This window comes from Pseudomonas sp. Irchel s3h9, from assembly GCF_900187475.1.
Lineage (GTDB): Bacteria > Pseudomonadota > Gammaproteobacteria > Pseudomonadales > Pseudomonadaceae > Aquipseudomonas > Aquipseudomonas neuropathica.
This window is the reverse complement of the sequence record NZ_FYDH01000013.1, coordinates 21,706-35,901: the sequence shown is the minus strand read 5'-3', so window position 1 is coordinate 35,901 and position 14,196 is coordinate 21,706. Positions and strand designations below refer to the sequence as shown.

Here is a 14,196-nt window from a genome sequence, read left to right as displayed (position 1 = left end):
GCATAGATGAGCCAGTTGTGGCTTGCCCGATACAAAATGCCAACCCGATCACAACTTTCCACCCCGCCCTCAGTGCGCGTCGTGATCCCATATCCAGTTCCACATCCCCGGCAAGCTCACCGGCTCTGAGCTTTTTTCTACCGTACGAGCCAATGCGGCTTTCTCAAGCTCAGCGTGATCATCGTAGAAAGGCTTGTCAGCCAGCTTCACGCCCGTGGCGGCGGCGCTATCGAGCAGAATCTGCAGGTATTCGCGCGTGTGCCGCGCGGTATAGCGGTTGAGATCATGGAACGTCACCACCACCGGAATCACCCCGTCCACAGTCGGCAGCTCGCCGAGGGCAATCCGTTCACGGACTTCCGATAACTGCCGCAATAGGTTGGCCCGGCGCCTCGGGCTGGCATTGAAGCCCCAGATCTTGCCGTCGTTGGTACTTAAATCCGTGAGCAACACATGCAAGCCGTGCTGCTGATAGGCGGCAAAGGTACGTTTGTCGTAATTCCAGAACGGCGGGCGCAGCAACTTCGGTGGCGCGCCAGTGATGGCAGCGATATCAGCCGTGCCGTTGGTCAGCGATTCTTCGAGTTCTTGCGGGTCGAGCAAACGATGATTGGTGTGCCAGTGGGTGGCCGTGTGAAACGCCAGTATGTGGCCCTCCTCATGCTCACGCCGCATGATGCCGCGACCGATGTCACTGTTGCCCGCTCGCGGTGCGCGCGTCTGCACAAAGAACACCGCTTTGATGTCTGGCTGCAGCGGATTGTCCTTGAGACTGTCGAGCACTGTGGCCGACGGATTCCACAAACTCGAAGCGCTGGGGCCATCGTCGAACGTCAACAGAAAACGCACCGGCGCCTGGGTCTTCAGGCGCGTTTCGGTTTGCGCAGTCATTTCTATCGGGGCGGCGATGCAACCGGCCAGCCCAAGCGCAATCAGCGCAGCACAAAGAAGTTTGAATCCGGATGTCATGTTTTGCCTTGAGCACGGCGACGGCCGTCATGTGATCGATTGGCAAAACTCCCTCGCCCTTATCCATCCCTGCGCTCGGATATTCGAGCCGAGGTTGGATAAGGTACACAGGGTTTGGTTCCGGCGCTCGCTCAGTGCGTCAATGCCTGCTGAAAAGACGTGTCTATAATCGCGGCGGTGGCCAACGGCGCCGGCAGCGCTTTCACTTTGAACAGGAAGTCGGCAGTGCTTTGCAGGTCTGAAGCCGCCTGCTCGTCTACAGGTCCCACAGTCATGTGCGCCTGACGCAACCAGTGCCGAGACACCTGCTGATCGAGATTGGCTTTCTTTGCCCACAGATCGGCGTAGTCATCGGTGTGGCTGTCGACCCAGGCTCGCGCCTGTTTCAAACGGCCGAGGAAATCCGCGATGGCGGCACGCTTGCTGTCGATGGACGGCGTCGACGCGGCGATAGCGCTGAGCCCCGGCATCAGATTTTTTGCGGTCAGGATCGGTCGCGCGCCGGAGAACACGATCTGCTGGGAAATGTACGGTTCCCACACCGGGAAAGCGTCAATACTGCCCTGTGGCAACGCTGCGGCGGCATCGATCGGCATTAGCTTGACGAAATCGACGTAGTTTTCCGGCAGACCGCCCTGCTCCAGGGCGCGCAAGGTCAACTGCTGACTCCAGGCGCCAGGCCAATAAGCGACTTTCTTGCCCTTCAGATCAGCGATGGTTTTTACCGGCGAATCCTTTGGCACGAGTAACGCGATGGTGTCCGGATTCTGCCGCGATACGCCAATCAGTTTCACCGGCGCCTGCTTGGCAGCCAGAAACAGAAAACCGGAATCGCCCAGAAAGCCCAGATCCAGCGAACCGGTTTGCAAGGCTTCCGCCAAGGGTGCAGCGGCCTGGAAGTGCTTCCAGTCGACGGTATAAGGCGCGTCTTTCAACACGCCGGACGCCTCCACCGAGGCACGGATGTTGTAGTAGTTCTGATCGCCGACGTGCAGGACCAAGGGCTCGGCTGCGTAGGAAAGCGGCGAGGTAAATAATGCAGTGATTAACCCACTGCCGAGGAAACGAGAAAGCTTCATGGCGAGTCCTGCGAAAGTAATTACATAGACCATAACGCTGTTGATTCGCGGTTTTGAAATTCGATAAATGCATAAGCTCATCACGGTTGATACTTGCTGTTTGCTTGGCAACAGTTGCGAACCACACTGTTTCCCACGCAACAGCTGAAATCCTGCACCTGGCGTTAAAACCCTTATAAACCGGCGCTCTCAAGCACATGGCACAGAGCCTGCAATATTCCATTCATGCAGGAAGCATTCGATAAAAATATCTTTTTGGACATAAGAAACCTGTGCCTTTGCCGGAGCGCCCCCATGACATCGTTCTTTCCCCGACTCAAAACCCTGCTGGCTGCCAGCGCCATGGTGCTGAGCCTGCAACCGCTCGCCCACGCGGCTGAAACCGCGCCGGCTGAAGTGCATCTCGACTACGCCTATTACTCGCCAGTCAGCCTGGTGCTTAAGCACTTCGGCTTCCTCGAAAAGGCCTTGCCGCAAACCAAAGTCAGTTGGGTATTGAGCCAGGGCAGCAACCGCTCGCTGGAATACCTGAACAGTGGGGGCGTGGATTTCGCCTCCAGCGCCAGCCTCGCCGCCGTGCTAAGCCGGGCCAATGGCAGCCCGATCAAATCGGTCTACGTCTACAGCCGCGCCGAATGGACAGCGCTGGTGGTGCGCAAGGATTCGCCATATCAGACCGTCGCCGACCTCAAGGGCAAGAAGATCGCCGCCACAAAGGGCACCGACCCGTACCTGTTCACCCTACGCAGCCTGCAACAGGCCGGACTCAAAAAAGACGATGTGGAACTGGTTCATCTGCAACATCCAGATGGCCGCACCGCGCTGGAAAAAGGCGATGTCGACGCCTGGGCCGGCCTTGATCCCCACATGGCCGCCAGTCAGGTGCAGGCCGGTTCGCGCCTGCTCTACCGCAACCCGGCGTTCAACAGCTACGGCGTGGTCAGTGTCACCGAGCAATACGCCAAAGAACATCCGCAGACTATCGAAACCGTGATCAAAGCCTACGAACAGGCCCGCGACTGGGCGCTGAAAAATCCTGATGAGTTCGCCGCCCTCCTCGCCAAGGAGTCCGGCTTGCCGCTGGACGTAGCCAAGTTGCAACTGTCGCGTACCGATCTGAGCAGCCCGCAACTGACCCAACAGGACATCAGTGCCTCCAAGGCAGCGGCGCCGATTCTGGTCTCCGAGGAACTGGTGCGCCGTGGGGTGAATGTCGATCAAGTCATCGATCAATTGCTCGACAGCGGTGTGCAGCAAGCCGTCGCCCGCCAGTAACCGATCAGCCTCAGGACAAATCCGCGCCCGTCGCGGATTTGTTGTGAGCGGAGCCAAAAACCATGACCACTCACAGCAAAGACTTGCCCGCGCCACTTGCCGTATCGCGCCAGCGTCCTGCGCGTTTAAATCCGGCATGGCAGCGCCGCTGCAAGGGCCTGGCCCTGCCGCTGCTGATCATCGTTGCGCTGGAAATTATCGTACGCATCGGGTGGCTGCCGTCCTACCAGATGCCGGCACCGAGCGAGATTGCCCTGACCCTCACCGACCTCGCTGAGGGTGCGCTGTGGAAACACATCGGCGCCAGCCTGATACGCGTGCTGCTGGGGTTTGCCATTGGCGCCAGTCTGGCGCTGGTGTTTGCCGCCTGGGTCGGTTTGAGCCGCGAAGCCGAGGCCTATCTGGAACCGACTTTCGCCGCCCTGCGTTCAATCCCGAGCCTGGCCTGGGTGCCACTGCTGTTGTTGTGGCTGGGCATCGACGAGACCTCGAAAATTGTCTTGATCGCCATTGGTGCGTTCTTTCCGGTGTACGTCAACGTCGTCGCGGCCATACGCAACATTGACCGCAAACTGGTGGAAGTCGGCCGCATCTATGGCTTCAGCCGCTTGCAACTGGTGCGACGAATATTGCTGCCGGCCGCCCTGCCCGGCCTGTTCACCGGGTTGCGCAGCGGCATGAGTCTGGCGTGGATGTTTCTCGTGGCAGCGGAACTGATCGCGGCCACCAAAGGCTTGGGTTATCTGCTCAGTGACGGCCGGGAAACCTCGCGGCCGGACATCGTGCTGGCCGCGATCATCGTGCTCGCCTTGCTCGGTAAATTCAGCGACGGCCTGCTCGCCATGCTCGAACGCCGCTGGTTGAACTGGCGCGACACATTCACCGGTCAGAGCGCCAGCGACTAAGCTGAAAACTCCAACCGGAGATCGGCCCATGTGCGGAAGACTCTCGCAGTACCGTGGCATTCACGACTTTGTCGCGGTGCTGAGCATTCCCGACGCGTTGATCAACCACGTTGGCGATGCGCCGCTTGATCGCTATAACGCGGCGCCGACCACCGCGCTGGCCGTCCTGCATCAACAAGAGCAACACCTGCAAGCCGACAATCTGCGCTGGGGCTGGCGCCCGCATTGGGCCAAGGATCGCCCACCACCGATTAATGCCCGGGTAGAGAAAGTCGCCCACGGACCGTTCTTCCGGGCGATCTGGCGACATCGCTTGATTGTGCCCGTGGACAACTGGTTTGAATGGGTTGATAGCGAAGACAAATCCCGACAACCGTGGCTGATTCGTCGGGCGGATCATGGGGCGGTTTTCTGCGCTGCCATTGGCCAATTTCCGACAGCCGAAACAGCGGCCCGAGACGACGACGGTTTCGTGATCATCACCGCCGATGCCGCCGGCGGCATGCTCGATATCCACGATCGCCGACCGGTGGTGTTCCGCGCAGAGTTGGTGCGCGAATGGCTCGACCCCGCGACACCCGTTGAACGCGCCGAGCAAATGCTGTTGTTCGAAGGTGAAGGCAGTGAAGTGTTCGAGTGGTACAAAGTCGGCAAAGCCGTCGGTAACGTGCGCAATCAGGGGGCCAGTTTGATTATCGAGGAGACTTAAACATTTACCGCCTTGACGCGTCTATCCATGTAGGAGCTGCCGAAGGCTGCGATCTTTTGACGCAGCGTTAGAAGAATAAAACTATTGCAACCTTCAGCGACTCATAAAGGCGAATCACTGCCGTTACAAACTCTGTTTCATCTTTGAAACGCTGCAAATAAAACACACGTTCGAGTGAACAAACCGCCTGTCTGACATTTCAACCGTCATACATACATTTAGATGCACTACGGCTAGCATGCGCGCCGCCTTTCCGATTGGTATACCAGTTGACCAAAGAGTCAACAAACCAGGAATCCCCACAACGTCTACAAGCCTTGCAGAGAAATAAGTTGCGCGACGATTTTGCAATCAAACAGGTCAGCGGCCTGGAGTGTATTTATCTGTCCATGACAGAACGCTTTGAACTCGACTGTTTTATCGGCCACTACATCAAGACCCGAAACCTGCGTGCCGTTCCCGATATCGAACGCATCCTGCGCACCACCCTCGAAGGGTATCCCGGCCACGCGCCGGTGATGGTCAACGAGCTGAATGCATGGATCGACCGAACATTGGGATATCGGGCTTCACACCCCGATTTCACGCAGCTGGACGATCTCTGAACCCAAAAAAAGCCCCGCATGTGCGGGGCTTTTTCGTAAAAATCTTCAAAACTTGCGGTCTGGATCTGAAAGCTCTGTGGATTCATCGCGCTTCCAGGTCTGTTCGTTGTGTTTCTCCCGCTCTATTTCTTCTTGCGTCGGTTGATCCGTGTCTTGGTCATCCGTCTCTGGCTGCTTTGGCTCAGTCGTCATGTACACCTCCCGTCATCAGTTACCCGTCATCCTTGAAGCGTAGAACAGTTTCAAACGCACAACTTACAACCACCACCGCAGCAAAAAGAAGAACGCCATGCTCAACAACATACTGAGCAAAGTACTGCGCGTGTAAATCACCAGAGCGATCGCTACCAGCGAACTAAGCAGGTACGGATTGTCCCACTGCAGATTCAGCTGTTTGTCCGGCATGAAGACAATCGGCCCGCAGATCGCGGTGAGCATCCCCGGTACTGCAAAACCGAGAAACTGCCGCGCATTACTACTCAAGCGCACCGGCAAACGCGGTTCAAGAAACACGTAGCGATTGAGAAACACCAGAATCCCCATGCCGAAAATCACCGCCCAAACCATCATGTGCGCTCCCAATACAGCTTGTTGCAGATAAACCCTGCCGTCATCCCGGCCAGGCCGGACAACACCAGCGCCGAGCCCCATTGCCAGTAACTGAACAACACCGAACAAAACAGCGACACTGCCACGCAAACCACCGTCGGCACGTTGCGCACTACCGGTGTAATCAGGGCAATGAAGGTGGCGGCAATCGAGAAGTCCAGCCCCAGGTGCTCAAGCCCCGGAATGCTGCTGCCAAGGACAATGCCGGCGAGGGTGAACAGGTTCCAGGCGATGTAGAACGTCAGGCCGACGCCGAGCGCATACCAGCGATTGAATTGTTGACGATCATGTTGACTGGTCAGTGCAAACAACTCGTCGGTGAGCAAAAAGCCCAGACCGATGCGCCAGCGCCCCGGCAGTGGCGAAATCACCGAACGCATGCTCATGCCATACAGCAAGTGCTGTGAAGTCAGCAGCAGCGTGGTCAACAGAATCGAAAAAAAACCCGCCCCGCCCTTGAGCATACCGATCGCCACCAATTGCGCCGCCCCGGCAAACACGATGCTCGACAAGCCTTGGCCTTGCAGCGGCGTAAGGTTGGCTTCGATCGCCATCGAGCCGGCCAACAGTCCCCACGGCGCGGTGGCCAGAGACAACGGCATGATCGCCACAGCGCCGCGAAGGAACGCACTGCGCGGCATAAGTGCATCAGACATAAACGTTCTTCAACCAGGAAAACGGTCGAAGACTGTGCCAGCCATTTCGCTTTTCTGGCTTGAACAATCTTGCGCACTTGTGGGAAATCGGCCAGATGCGCGCGTAATTCGCTGACTTTCGCACTGACCTTTAATGCCCTGAGCGGCGTAACATAGCGCCATTCATAATCGCGTCAGGGAGACGACATGCTGTACCGAATCGCAGCCGACGGGCTGGTGCTGTTTCATTTGTCCTTCATTCTGTTTGTGCTGTTTGGCGGGCTGCTGGTCCTCAAATGGCCACGGGTGATGTGGCTGCATTTGCCGGCCGCTGCTTGGGGCGTGGCGGTCGAGGTGCTGCACTTGACCTGCCCGCTGACCTACTGGGAAAACCTCATGCGCCACGCCGCCGGGCAGACCGAATATGCCGGCGGCTTCATCGAACATTACATCTGGCCGATCATCTACCCGGCCGGGCTCACCCCGCAGATTCAACTGGCACTCGGCAGCGTGGTACTGGCGATCAACCTGTTGGTGTACGGGCGGGCAATTCGCTCATGGAAACATCGTCGCGCCGCTTCGCCGCTTTAATTATCCTCGCCGACTGACTTGAAGCGGGCCTCGAAATCCGCTGCCAGGTCCGCCAGGGTGATGCCGCCCAACCGCGCCAGCAACAGCGCCTGCGCCTCATCGAAGGTTCGGGTCAGTGCGGCGTTCACCGCTTGCTCGACCAGACACTCCGGGTGATCCGTCGACAAACCGATGGAAAAAATCGACTGCGTGCCCAACGCTTGGTGGATATCCAGCAGGGTGATCTGCGCCAGCGGTTTGGCCAGCGCCCAGCCACCCTGATGGCCCTTCTCTGACGTCACAAAACCCTGCTCCTTGAGCAAACCCATGGTGCGCCGCACCACTACCGGGTTGGTGCCAAGCATGCCGGCGATGGTTTCCGAGGTCGCGCGCTTTTCATGGCGGGCCATGTGAATCAACACATGGAGCATGCGCGATAACCGCGTGTCGTTTCTCATCGATGATCCTTTTTTCAAGCCTTTGAGAAGATGCGCCGAGTATCGCTTGCAAGGTCTGAAGTTACGAGACTATTGACAGCAATATTTCTCGTAACTTACGGTGTGCCTTGAAAACTCAAGAGGAGATTCGCTCATGGTTTACGACGTCATCATCGTTGGCGGCAGCTATGCCGGGCTGTCCGCCGGCCTGCAACTGGCCCGCGCCCGACGCAATGTGCTGGTGCTGGATTCGGGCCTGCGACGCAACCGTTTTGCCGAAACATCCCACGGTTTCCTCGGCCAGGATGGACGTGCTCCGGAGCAAATTGCTGACGAAGCACGCGCACAATTACTGGCTTACCCCAGCGTGCAATGGCTAACGGATACAGCAGTTGAAGCGACTCGGACTGACAGCGGATTCGATTTGCGCACAGAGAGCGGCCAATGGCTCAGCGCCAAGCGACTGATCCTGGCCTCGGGCGTCATCGACGAGTTGCCGGACATCGACGGTCTCAGGCAACGCTGGGGCCAAAGTGTTTTCCATTGCCCCTACTGCCACGGTTATGAACTGAATCAAGGCGCGATCGGCGTATTGGCGACGTCACCCATGTCGATTCATCACGCCCTGCTACTGCCGGATTGGGGTCCGACCACGTTCTTCACCAACGGTGTCTTCGAGCCGGATGCCGAACAATTGGCGGAACTGGATCGCCGCGGTGTAATTCTGGAAACCCGGCCGGTCAGTCACATCCGTGGCGAGCGTGCGGACGTGGTGCTCAGCGATGGTCAGGTCATCGCCGTTGCAGGCCTGTTTGCCATGCCGCGCACACGCATGGCCAGCCCGCTGGCTGAACAATTGGGATGTACATTCGAGGATGGCCCGATGGGGCCGTTTATTCAGACTGACGCGACACAACAAACCAGCGTCGCCGGCGTATTTGCCTGCGGAGATGCGGCATTGGCTGCCGGTTCAGTAGCGCTAGCAGTTGGCGATGGGGCCCGCGCCGGTGCAGGCACTCATCGCTCAATGATCTTTGGCTGAAACTTATACTGCGGACGTTTCAGCGCGAAGTTGGCTTCAACGCCTCCAGCCAGGCCGGATCCAGGCGCGTCTGCTCGGTATCGAGTCCCAGAGCCTGCATCCGCTCCTTGTGCGTTTCAACTTCCCGCCACAGTTGCCCGTGATCACTGGAGTTGCCGTCCAGTTCGTGCATTTGCGTTAACCCGAGATGGTAAAAGCGCAGAACCTTCATGGCCGTCGGATCATTCTGCTCCACGGCTGCAGTGACCTGATGCATGACGTTGGTGATGCTCATCAGATTGCGCTTGAGCCGCCAGCTGTACACCGCTGGCGCCATCCAGCTCTGATTCCAGAAGCGCCCGCGCAGTAACGCTGCGGTCAGCAGAAACGCCACAAACACGCCGCCGACATTGAAGCGCAGGTTATCGCCGCCAGGCTCGCCGAACAGCGCCACCGCCACGCTGGAAAACAACATCGCCAGCACCAGGAACAGCACCGCGATGATGATCGTGCTGCGGCGGGTCTGCTGGCGAAAAGTGGCGGCATCCATCGGCTGAATCTCGAACATCACAAATGACTTCCTTGAGCGACAAAAGGGCTAACTGAAAAAACCGGCCGGCGCATTATCGCCTCTACCGCGGATTTAGCTATGCTGGGGCTCCTTTTCATCTTTTCAGCGTCCAACGGGGACATGGCGGTACAGCGCAGATCGTGCCATCTTCATTCATGGATACACACTATTCGGATGCCATCGCCTAGTCTTGAGATGACATCGTTTTAAGGATCATTGCATGACCCAACGACACGTAATCAATGCCTCGGTCAGCCCGAAAGGCAGCCTGGAAACCCTTTCTCAACGTGAAGTTCAGCAACTGAGCGAAGCCGGATCCGGCAGCACCTACACCCTCTTCCGCCAGTGCGCCCTGGCCATCCTCAACACCGGCGCCCATGTCGATAACGCCAAGACCATCCTCGAAGCCTACAAGGACTTCGAAATCCGCATTCACCAGCAGGATCGCGGTGTACGCCTGGAGCTGCTGAACGCTCCGGCCGACGCCTTCGTTGACGGCGAAATGATCGCCAGCACCCGCGAAATGTTGTTCAGCGCCCTGCGCGACATCGTCTACACCGAAAACGAACTCGACAGCCAACGCATCGACCTGAGCACCTCGCAAGGCATCAGTGATTACGTCTTCCACCTGCTGCGCAATGCGCGCACGTTGCGTCCGGGTGTCGAGCCGAAAATCGTCGTGTGCTGGGGCGGCCACTCGATCAACACCGAAGAATACAAATACACCAAGAAAGTCGGCCACGAACTGGGCCTGCGCAGCCTCGACATCTGCACCGGCTGCGGCCCCGGCGTGATGAAAGGCCCGATGAAAGGCGCGACCATTGCCCACGCCAAACAGCGTATTCATGGCGGTCGTTACCTGGGTTTGACCGAGCCGGGCATCATTGCTGCCGAAGCGCCGAACCCGATCGTCAACGAGCTGGTGATCCTGCCGGACATCGAGAAACGTCTGGAAGCCTTCGTGCGCGTTGGCCACGGCATCATCATTTTCCCAGGCGGCGCCGGTACGGCTGAAGAGTTCCTCTATCTGTTGGGCATCCTGATGCACCCGGACAACAAGGGGCTGCCGTTCCCGGTGATCCTCACCGGGCCGAAACATGCCGCGCCGTATCTGGAACAACTCGACGCCTTCGTCATCGCGACTCTGGGCGAAGCGGCCAAGCAGCACTACGAAATCATCATCGACGACCCGGCCGAAGTGGCGCGGCAGATGACTCAGGGCCTGAAAGCGGTGAAGCAGTTCCGCCGCGAGCGCAACGATGCGTTCCACTTCAACTGGCTGCTGAAAATCGACGAAGGCTTCCAGCGCCCGTTCGATCCGACCCACGAAAACATGGCCAACCTGAAACTGCACCGCGACCAGCCACCGCACGAACTGGCGGCCAACCTGCGCCGAGCGTTCTCGGGCATTGTCGCCGGCAACGTCAAGGACAAGGGCATTCGCCTGATCGAAGAACACGGGCCGTACCAGATCCGTGGTGACGCGGCGATCATGCAACCGCTCGATGCGCTGCTCAAAGCCTTCGTCGCCCAACACCGGATGAAACTGCCGGGCGGCGCGGCGTATGTGCCGTGTTATCGAGTGGTGGCGTAACTCTTTCGGTTACCACGCAACAAATGTAGGAGCGAGCCTGCTCGCGATAGCGGTATATCAGTCGCTGTGATGTCGACTGATCCACCGATTTCGCGAGCAGGCTCGCTCCCACAGGGTCTGGTGTGTAGCGCAAAGGGTGTTTACAACCCAAGTCCCCTGTGGGAGCGAGCCTGCTCGCGAAGAGGCCCGAAAGAACACCATCAACCTTATCCCACCAACCGCGCCGCCAACGCCTTGGCCTGCAACGCCACATCCGTCACCGCCGTGCTCTCCCACCACATCCCGCGCAATGGCGGCCCCATGGCAAACAATCGGTCAGCCGCAAGCCCCTCGGCATCCAGCACCGCGCCATCCACTGCCGCTGCGATTCCCAGCGCCAATGGCCCCGGCTGCACCAAACCCCGCGCCAGCACCTGCTGCGGCAACGGTCGCGCCACTCGGCGCCAGTCGTATTCGATACCGCTGGAATTGATCAACGCGGCGCCTTGCACCACGCAGGTTTGCGACTCACCGCGCCGCCGAATGCGAATACGGACGCCACCGTCCGGACTTGCCTCAAGCCCTTTGAACGAAGCTGCCTGAATACGCAATCGCCCTTCTTTATAAAGACGCTCAACCAGCGCCGCACTCAGCGGCGGCGAACGGTGGTGATGACTTTCCCACCACGGACGTACATGCCGTACGAATTGTCGACGCTGCGTGTCAGTCGCCTGGCTCCATAAGCGGGCGATGTGCACGCGAACCGTGTCCAGCGGCGCTTGCCAATCGATGCCTTGTGCGATGGCTGCCTGGCATTGCCGACGCAATTCGCGCAACAGCTGCCGAGGCGTGCACAGGCTGTGATCGTCGCCAAGAAAATCCATCCAGGCCGGCGGTTGTCGGCGCACATGGGGCAACAAACCGTGCCGGGAAAACACTTCAATTGGCCCGCGATGCCCGGCCTGCTCCAACGACACCACGGCATCGACCATGGTCAGGCCAGAGCCGATGATCAATACGGTCGATTGCGGGTCAAGTTGACGCATCTCCGCGACATCCCACGGATCCAGCGCGGCGGCGTTGAGGCCGCTGGAGGTTTTCTGCGGGGTTCGCGCGGCCGGGAACATTCCAGTCGCCAGGACCGCGTAGCCACCGCGCAGTGCCTGGCCATTGCTCAGTGTGAGCTGCACTGAATCGGCCTCGACTTGCAGGTCGACGACCTCCGCGCGAAGGTGTTCAACGCTTGAGCCATTTCTCGCACCGACAAGGCGCGCTTCGGCCAAGCGCTGCTGCACATAGACCCCGAACAATCCACGCGGCGGAAACAGTTCACTGATCGGCACCTTCTGCTCGGCAGACTCTGGCCAGCCGCCAGCAGTAATGTGCTCGGTGAGCCACTGCGTCAGGTCATCGGGATTATCCGGATCAACGCTCATGCGCGCGGCGTTGCCGTTGAGCGTGTGACCCAACTCGACCGCGCTATAGGCCTCGCCTCGACCGATCTCGGCACGCGGTTCGATAATCAGGACATGGCGCCGGCCCGGCAGACGCAACAATTGCACGGCCAGCATCGTGCCGCTGAGGCCGCCGCCGATAATCAGGATGTCTGCACGCTGATTCATTCAAATCACCACATTACGAACAAACCGCGCCGGCACATCCCCATCGTTGCGATAGGAATGCGGCTGGTTACTGGCAAACATAAAAAACTCGCCCGTGCCGATGTGCTGCGGCTGATCGCCGAGCATCAGGGTCAGGCAACCCTCAAAGACGAAAATCTGCTCGCTCCAGCCCTCGGCATCGGCTTGCGAGGGGTAGACCTCGCCCGGTTGCAGGCACCATTCCCATTGCTCGACTTCGCGCGTCGCCGTGGCTTTGGAGAGCAGCACCGCTTTGCTGCCTGGGTGAGTGCCCGCCCAAGCCACCTCATTGATGCGGCTCGGATCACGCGCATCCGGCGCCTGGATCAGATCGCTGAACGCTACATCGAGCGCTTCGGCGACGCGATCAAGGGTGGTCAGGCTGACATTCTTCTCGCCCGCCTCGATCGCCACCAGCATTCGCCGACTGACACCGGACTTTTCTGCCAGCGCGGTCTGACTCAGGTCGGCGGCATGCCGCAGACGCCGGACGTTCTGGCTGACGTGTTGCAGGACGGATGCCCGTTGCATTGAATCTTTGTGCACTATATTGCTCACTCGGTGAGGTTGGGCAGTATACTGCGCAACGTTGGGCGCATTGTGCGGCCTCCTTTTTATAGTGCGCAAGGTCATGACGTCGCAGAACAGCTCCCCCACTCCCCTCCGTTTCTCTCGTTTCAGCAAAGCCGAGTGCGTGCTGGTGCTGATTACCATGGTCTGGGGCGGCACGTTCCTGCTGGTGCAGCACGCGATGACGGTCAGCGGCCCGATGTTTTTTGTCGGCCTGCGTTTTGCGGCAGCGGCTTGTATCGTTGCGCTGTTCTCATGGCGTCATCTACGCGAACTGACCCTGTTCGAACTCAAGGCCGGCGCCTTTATTGGCGTGGCGATCATGCTTGGTTACGGCTTGCAGACGGTCGGCTTGCAAACGATCCCGAGCAGTCAATCTGCATTTATCACCGCGTTGTATGTGCCGTTCGTGCCGTTGCTGCAATGGCTGGTGCTCGGGCGTCGTCCGGGCTTGATGCCGAGTATTGGCATCATGTTGGCGTTCACCGGTTTGATGCTGCTGTCGGGGCCGTCCGGGGCTGAGCTGAATTTCAGTCCAGGTGAAATCGCCACATTGATCAGTGCGATCGCGATTGCCGCCGAAATCATTTTGATCAGTACCTACGCCGGCCAGGTGGATGTGCGTCGGGTCACCGTGGTGCAACTGGCCACGACTTCGGTGTTGTCGTTCCTGCTGGTGGTGCCGACTGGCGAATTGATACCGGACTTTTCCTGGACCCTGCTGGTGACCGCGCTGGGGTTGGGCGCGGCGAGTGCGGCGATTCAGGTGGCGATGAACTGGGCGCAGAAGAGTGTTTCGCCAACCCGGGCGACGTTGATCTATGCCGGTGAGCCGGTGTGGGCCGGGATTGTCGGGCGGATTGCCGGGGAGCGGTTGCCGGCGATTGCGCTGGTGGGCGCCGGGTTGATTGTCGCGGCGGTGATTGTCAGTGAATTGAAGACCAAGGGGAAGGTTGCAGAAGCCGAAGCAGAGCTGGAGCGAGAAACTCAAGGTTAATCTGCAATATCTTTAGTGCCTGGACTATAGC

The 14,196-nt window shown here is 59.0% G+C and carries 17 protein-coding genes; 8 read left to right on the top strand and 9 right to left on the bottom strand.

Going from position 1 to position 14,196, the window contains the following annotated elements; translation table 11 throughout:
- Positions 1-69: 69 nt before the first annotated feature.
- Together CKW26_RS21050 and CKW26_RS21045 are read right to left on the bottom strand one after the other, a co-directional pair.
- Positions 70-969, bottom strand: coding sequence for a polysaccharide deacetylase family protein (locus tag CKW26_RS21050; RefSeq protein ID WP_095050018.1), 900 nt, complete (start codon positions 967-969; stop codon positions 70-72).
- Positions 970-1,100: 131 nt separating this feature from the next.
- Positions 1,101-2,048, bottom strand: a complete 948-nt coding sequence (locus CKW26_RS21045) for an ABC transporter substrate-binding protein (RefSeq protein ID WP_095050017.1) — start codon at positions 2,046-2,048, stop codon at positions 1,101-1,103.
- Positions 2,049-2,342: 294 nt separating this feature from the next.
- Here CKW26_RS21045 and CKW26_RS21040 point away from each other — a divergent pair, with 294 nt between their 5' ends.
- From CKW26_RS21040 to CKW26_RS21025, 4 genes are all read left to right on the top strand, one after another.
- Positions 2,343-3,323 (top strand): aliphatic sulfonate ABC transporter substrate-binding protein, encoded by a 981-nt coding sequence (locus CKW26_RS21040; RefSeq protein ID WP_095050016.1) that lies wholly within the window; start codon positions 2,343-2,345, stop codon positions 3,321-3,323.
- A 62-nt stretch (positions 3,324-3,385) separates the two neighbouring features.
- Positions 3,386-4,228 (top strand): ABC transporter permease, encoded by an 843-nt coding sequence (locus tag CKW26_RS21035; protein ID WP_095050015.1) that lies wholly within the window; start codon positions 3,386-3,388, stop codon positions 4,226-4,228.
- A 28-nt stretch (positions 4,229-4,256) separates the two neighbouring features.
- Entirely contained in the window at positions 4,257-4,937 is a 681-nt protein-coding gene (locus CKW26_RS21030) for an SOS response-associated peptidase (protein WP_095050014.1), read from the top strand.
- 332 nt (positions 4,938-5,269) lie between these two features.
- Positions 5,270-5,542, top strand: a complete 273-nt coding sequence (locus tag CKW26_RS21025; protein ID WP_093437355.1) for a hypothetical protein — start codon at positions 5,270-5,272, stop codon at positions 5,540-5,542.
- 45 nt (positions 5,543-5,587) lie between these two features.
- Here the strand turns inward: CKW26_RS21025 and CKW26_RS30085 are convergent, their stop codons facing one another.
- From CKW26_RS30085 to CKW26_RS21015, 3 genes are all read right to left on the bottom strand, one after another.
- The gene (locus CKW26_RS30085) at positions 5,588-5,734 is read right to left on the bottom strand and encodes a hypothetical protein (RefSeq protein WP_175559648.1); all 147 of its coding nucleotides are present in this window, start codon (positions 5,732-5,734) and stop codon (positions 5,588-5,590) included.
- A 63-nt stretch (positions 5,735-5,797) separates the two neighbouring features.
- A complete protein-coding gene (locus CKW26_RS21020; RefSeq protein WP_174244501.1) occupies positions 5,798-6,109 on the bottom strand; it encodes an AzlD domain-containing protein in 312 nt (103 codons plus the stop codon).
- Complete coding sequence (locus CKW26_RS21015) at positions 6,109-6,807, bottom strand: AzlC family ABC transporter permease (protein ID WP_095050013.1); 699 nt, start codon at positions 6,805-6,807, stop codon at positions 6,109-6,111. Before CKW26_RS21015 ends, CKW26_RS21020 begins: the two co-directional genes overlap by 1 nt.
- Positions 6,808-6,993: 186 nt before the next feature.
- On the opposite strand from CKW26_RS21015, the gene CKW26_RS21010 reads away from it, so the two are divergent.
- Positions 6,994-7,377, top strand: a complete 384-nt coding sequence (locus CKW26_RS21010) for a DUF2784 domain-containing protein (protein WP_095050012.1) — start codon at positions 6,994-6,996, stop codon at positions 7,375-7,377.
- Here the strand turns inward: CKW26_RS21010 and CKW26_RS21005 are convergent.
- Positions 7,374-7,814: an Rrf2 family transcriptional regulator gene (locus CKW26_RS21005; protein ID WP_095050011.1), complete on the bottom strand. Its 441-nt coding sequence runs from the start codon at positions 7,812-7,814 to the stop codon at positions 7,374-7,376. The genes CKW26_RS21010 and CKW26_RS21005 overlap by 4 nt on opposite strands.
- Before the next feature lie 133 nt (positions 7,815-7,947).
- On the opposite strand from CKW26_RS21005, the gene CKW26_RS21000 reads away from it, so the two are divergent.
- Positions 7,948-8,835, top strand: coding sequence for an NAD(P)/FAD-dependent oxidoreductase (locus tag CKW26_RS21000; RefSeq protein WP_095050010.1), 888 nt, complete (start codon positions 7,948-7,950; stop codon positions 8,833-8,835).
- A gap of 19 nt (positions 8,836-8,854) precedes the next feature.
- Here CKW26_RS21000 and CKW26_RS20995 read toward each other — a convergent pair whose 3' ends face one another.
- Entirely contained in the window at positions 8,855-9,382 is a 528-nt protein-coding gene (locus CKW26_RS20995) for a DUF3087 domain-containing protein (RefSeq protein WP_095050009.1), read from the bottom strand.
- Between the two features lie 223 nt (positions 9,383-9,605).
- Here CKW26_RS20995 and ppnN point away from each other — a divergent pair, with 223 nt between their 5' ends.
- Positions 9,606-10,979 (top strand): nucleotide 5'-monophosphate nucleosidase PpnN, encoded by a 1,374-nt coding sequence (ppnN, locus tag CKW26_RS20990; RefSeq protein WP_007910770.1) that lies wholly within the window; start codon positions 9,606-9,608, stop codon positions 10,977-10,979.
- Between the two features lie 206 nt (positions 10,980-11,185).
- On the opposite strand, the gene CKW26_RS20985 is transcribed toward ppnN, so the two are convergent.
- Positions 11,186-12,580, bottom strand: coding sequence for an FAD/NAD(P)-binding protein (locus CKW26_RS20985; RefSeq protein WP_095050008.1), 1,395 nt, complete (start codon positions 12,578-12,580; stop codon positions 11,186-11,188).
- Positions 12,581-13,144, bottom strand: coding sequence for a helix-turn-helix domain-containing protein (locus CKW26_RS20980; protein WP_093437325.1), 564 nt, complete (start codon positions 13,142-13,144; stop codon positions 12,581-12,583). It abuts the gene before it with no gap.
- Positions 13,145-13,229: 85 nt separating this feature from the next.
- Here CKW26_RS20980 and CKW26_RS20975 point away from each other — a divergent pair, with 85 nt between their 5' ends.
- Positions 13,230-14,165 carry a DMT family transporter gene (locus tag CKW26_RS20975; protein WP_095050007.1) on the top strand — a complete coding sequence of 312 codons (936 nt, stop codon included), beginning with the start codon at positions 13,230-13,232 and terminating at the stop codon, positions 14,163-14,165.
- Positions 14,166-14,196: the final 31 nt, after the last annotated feature.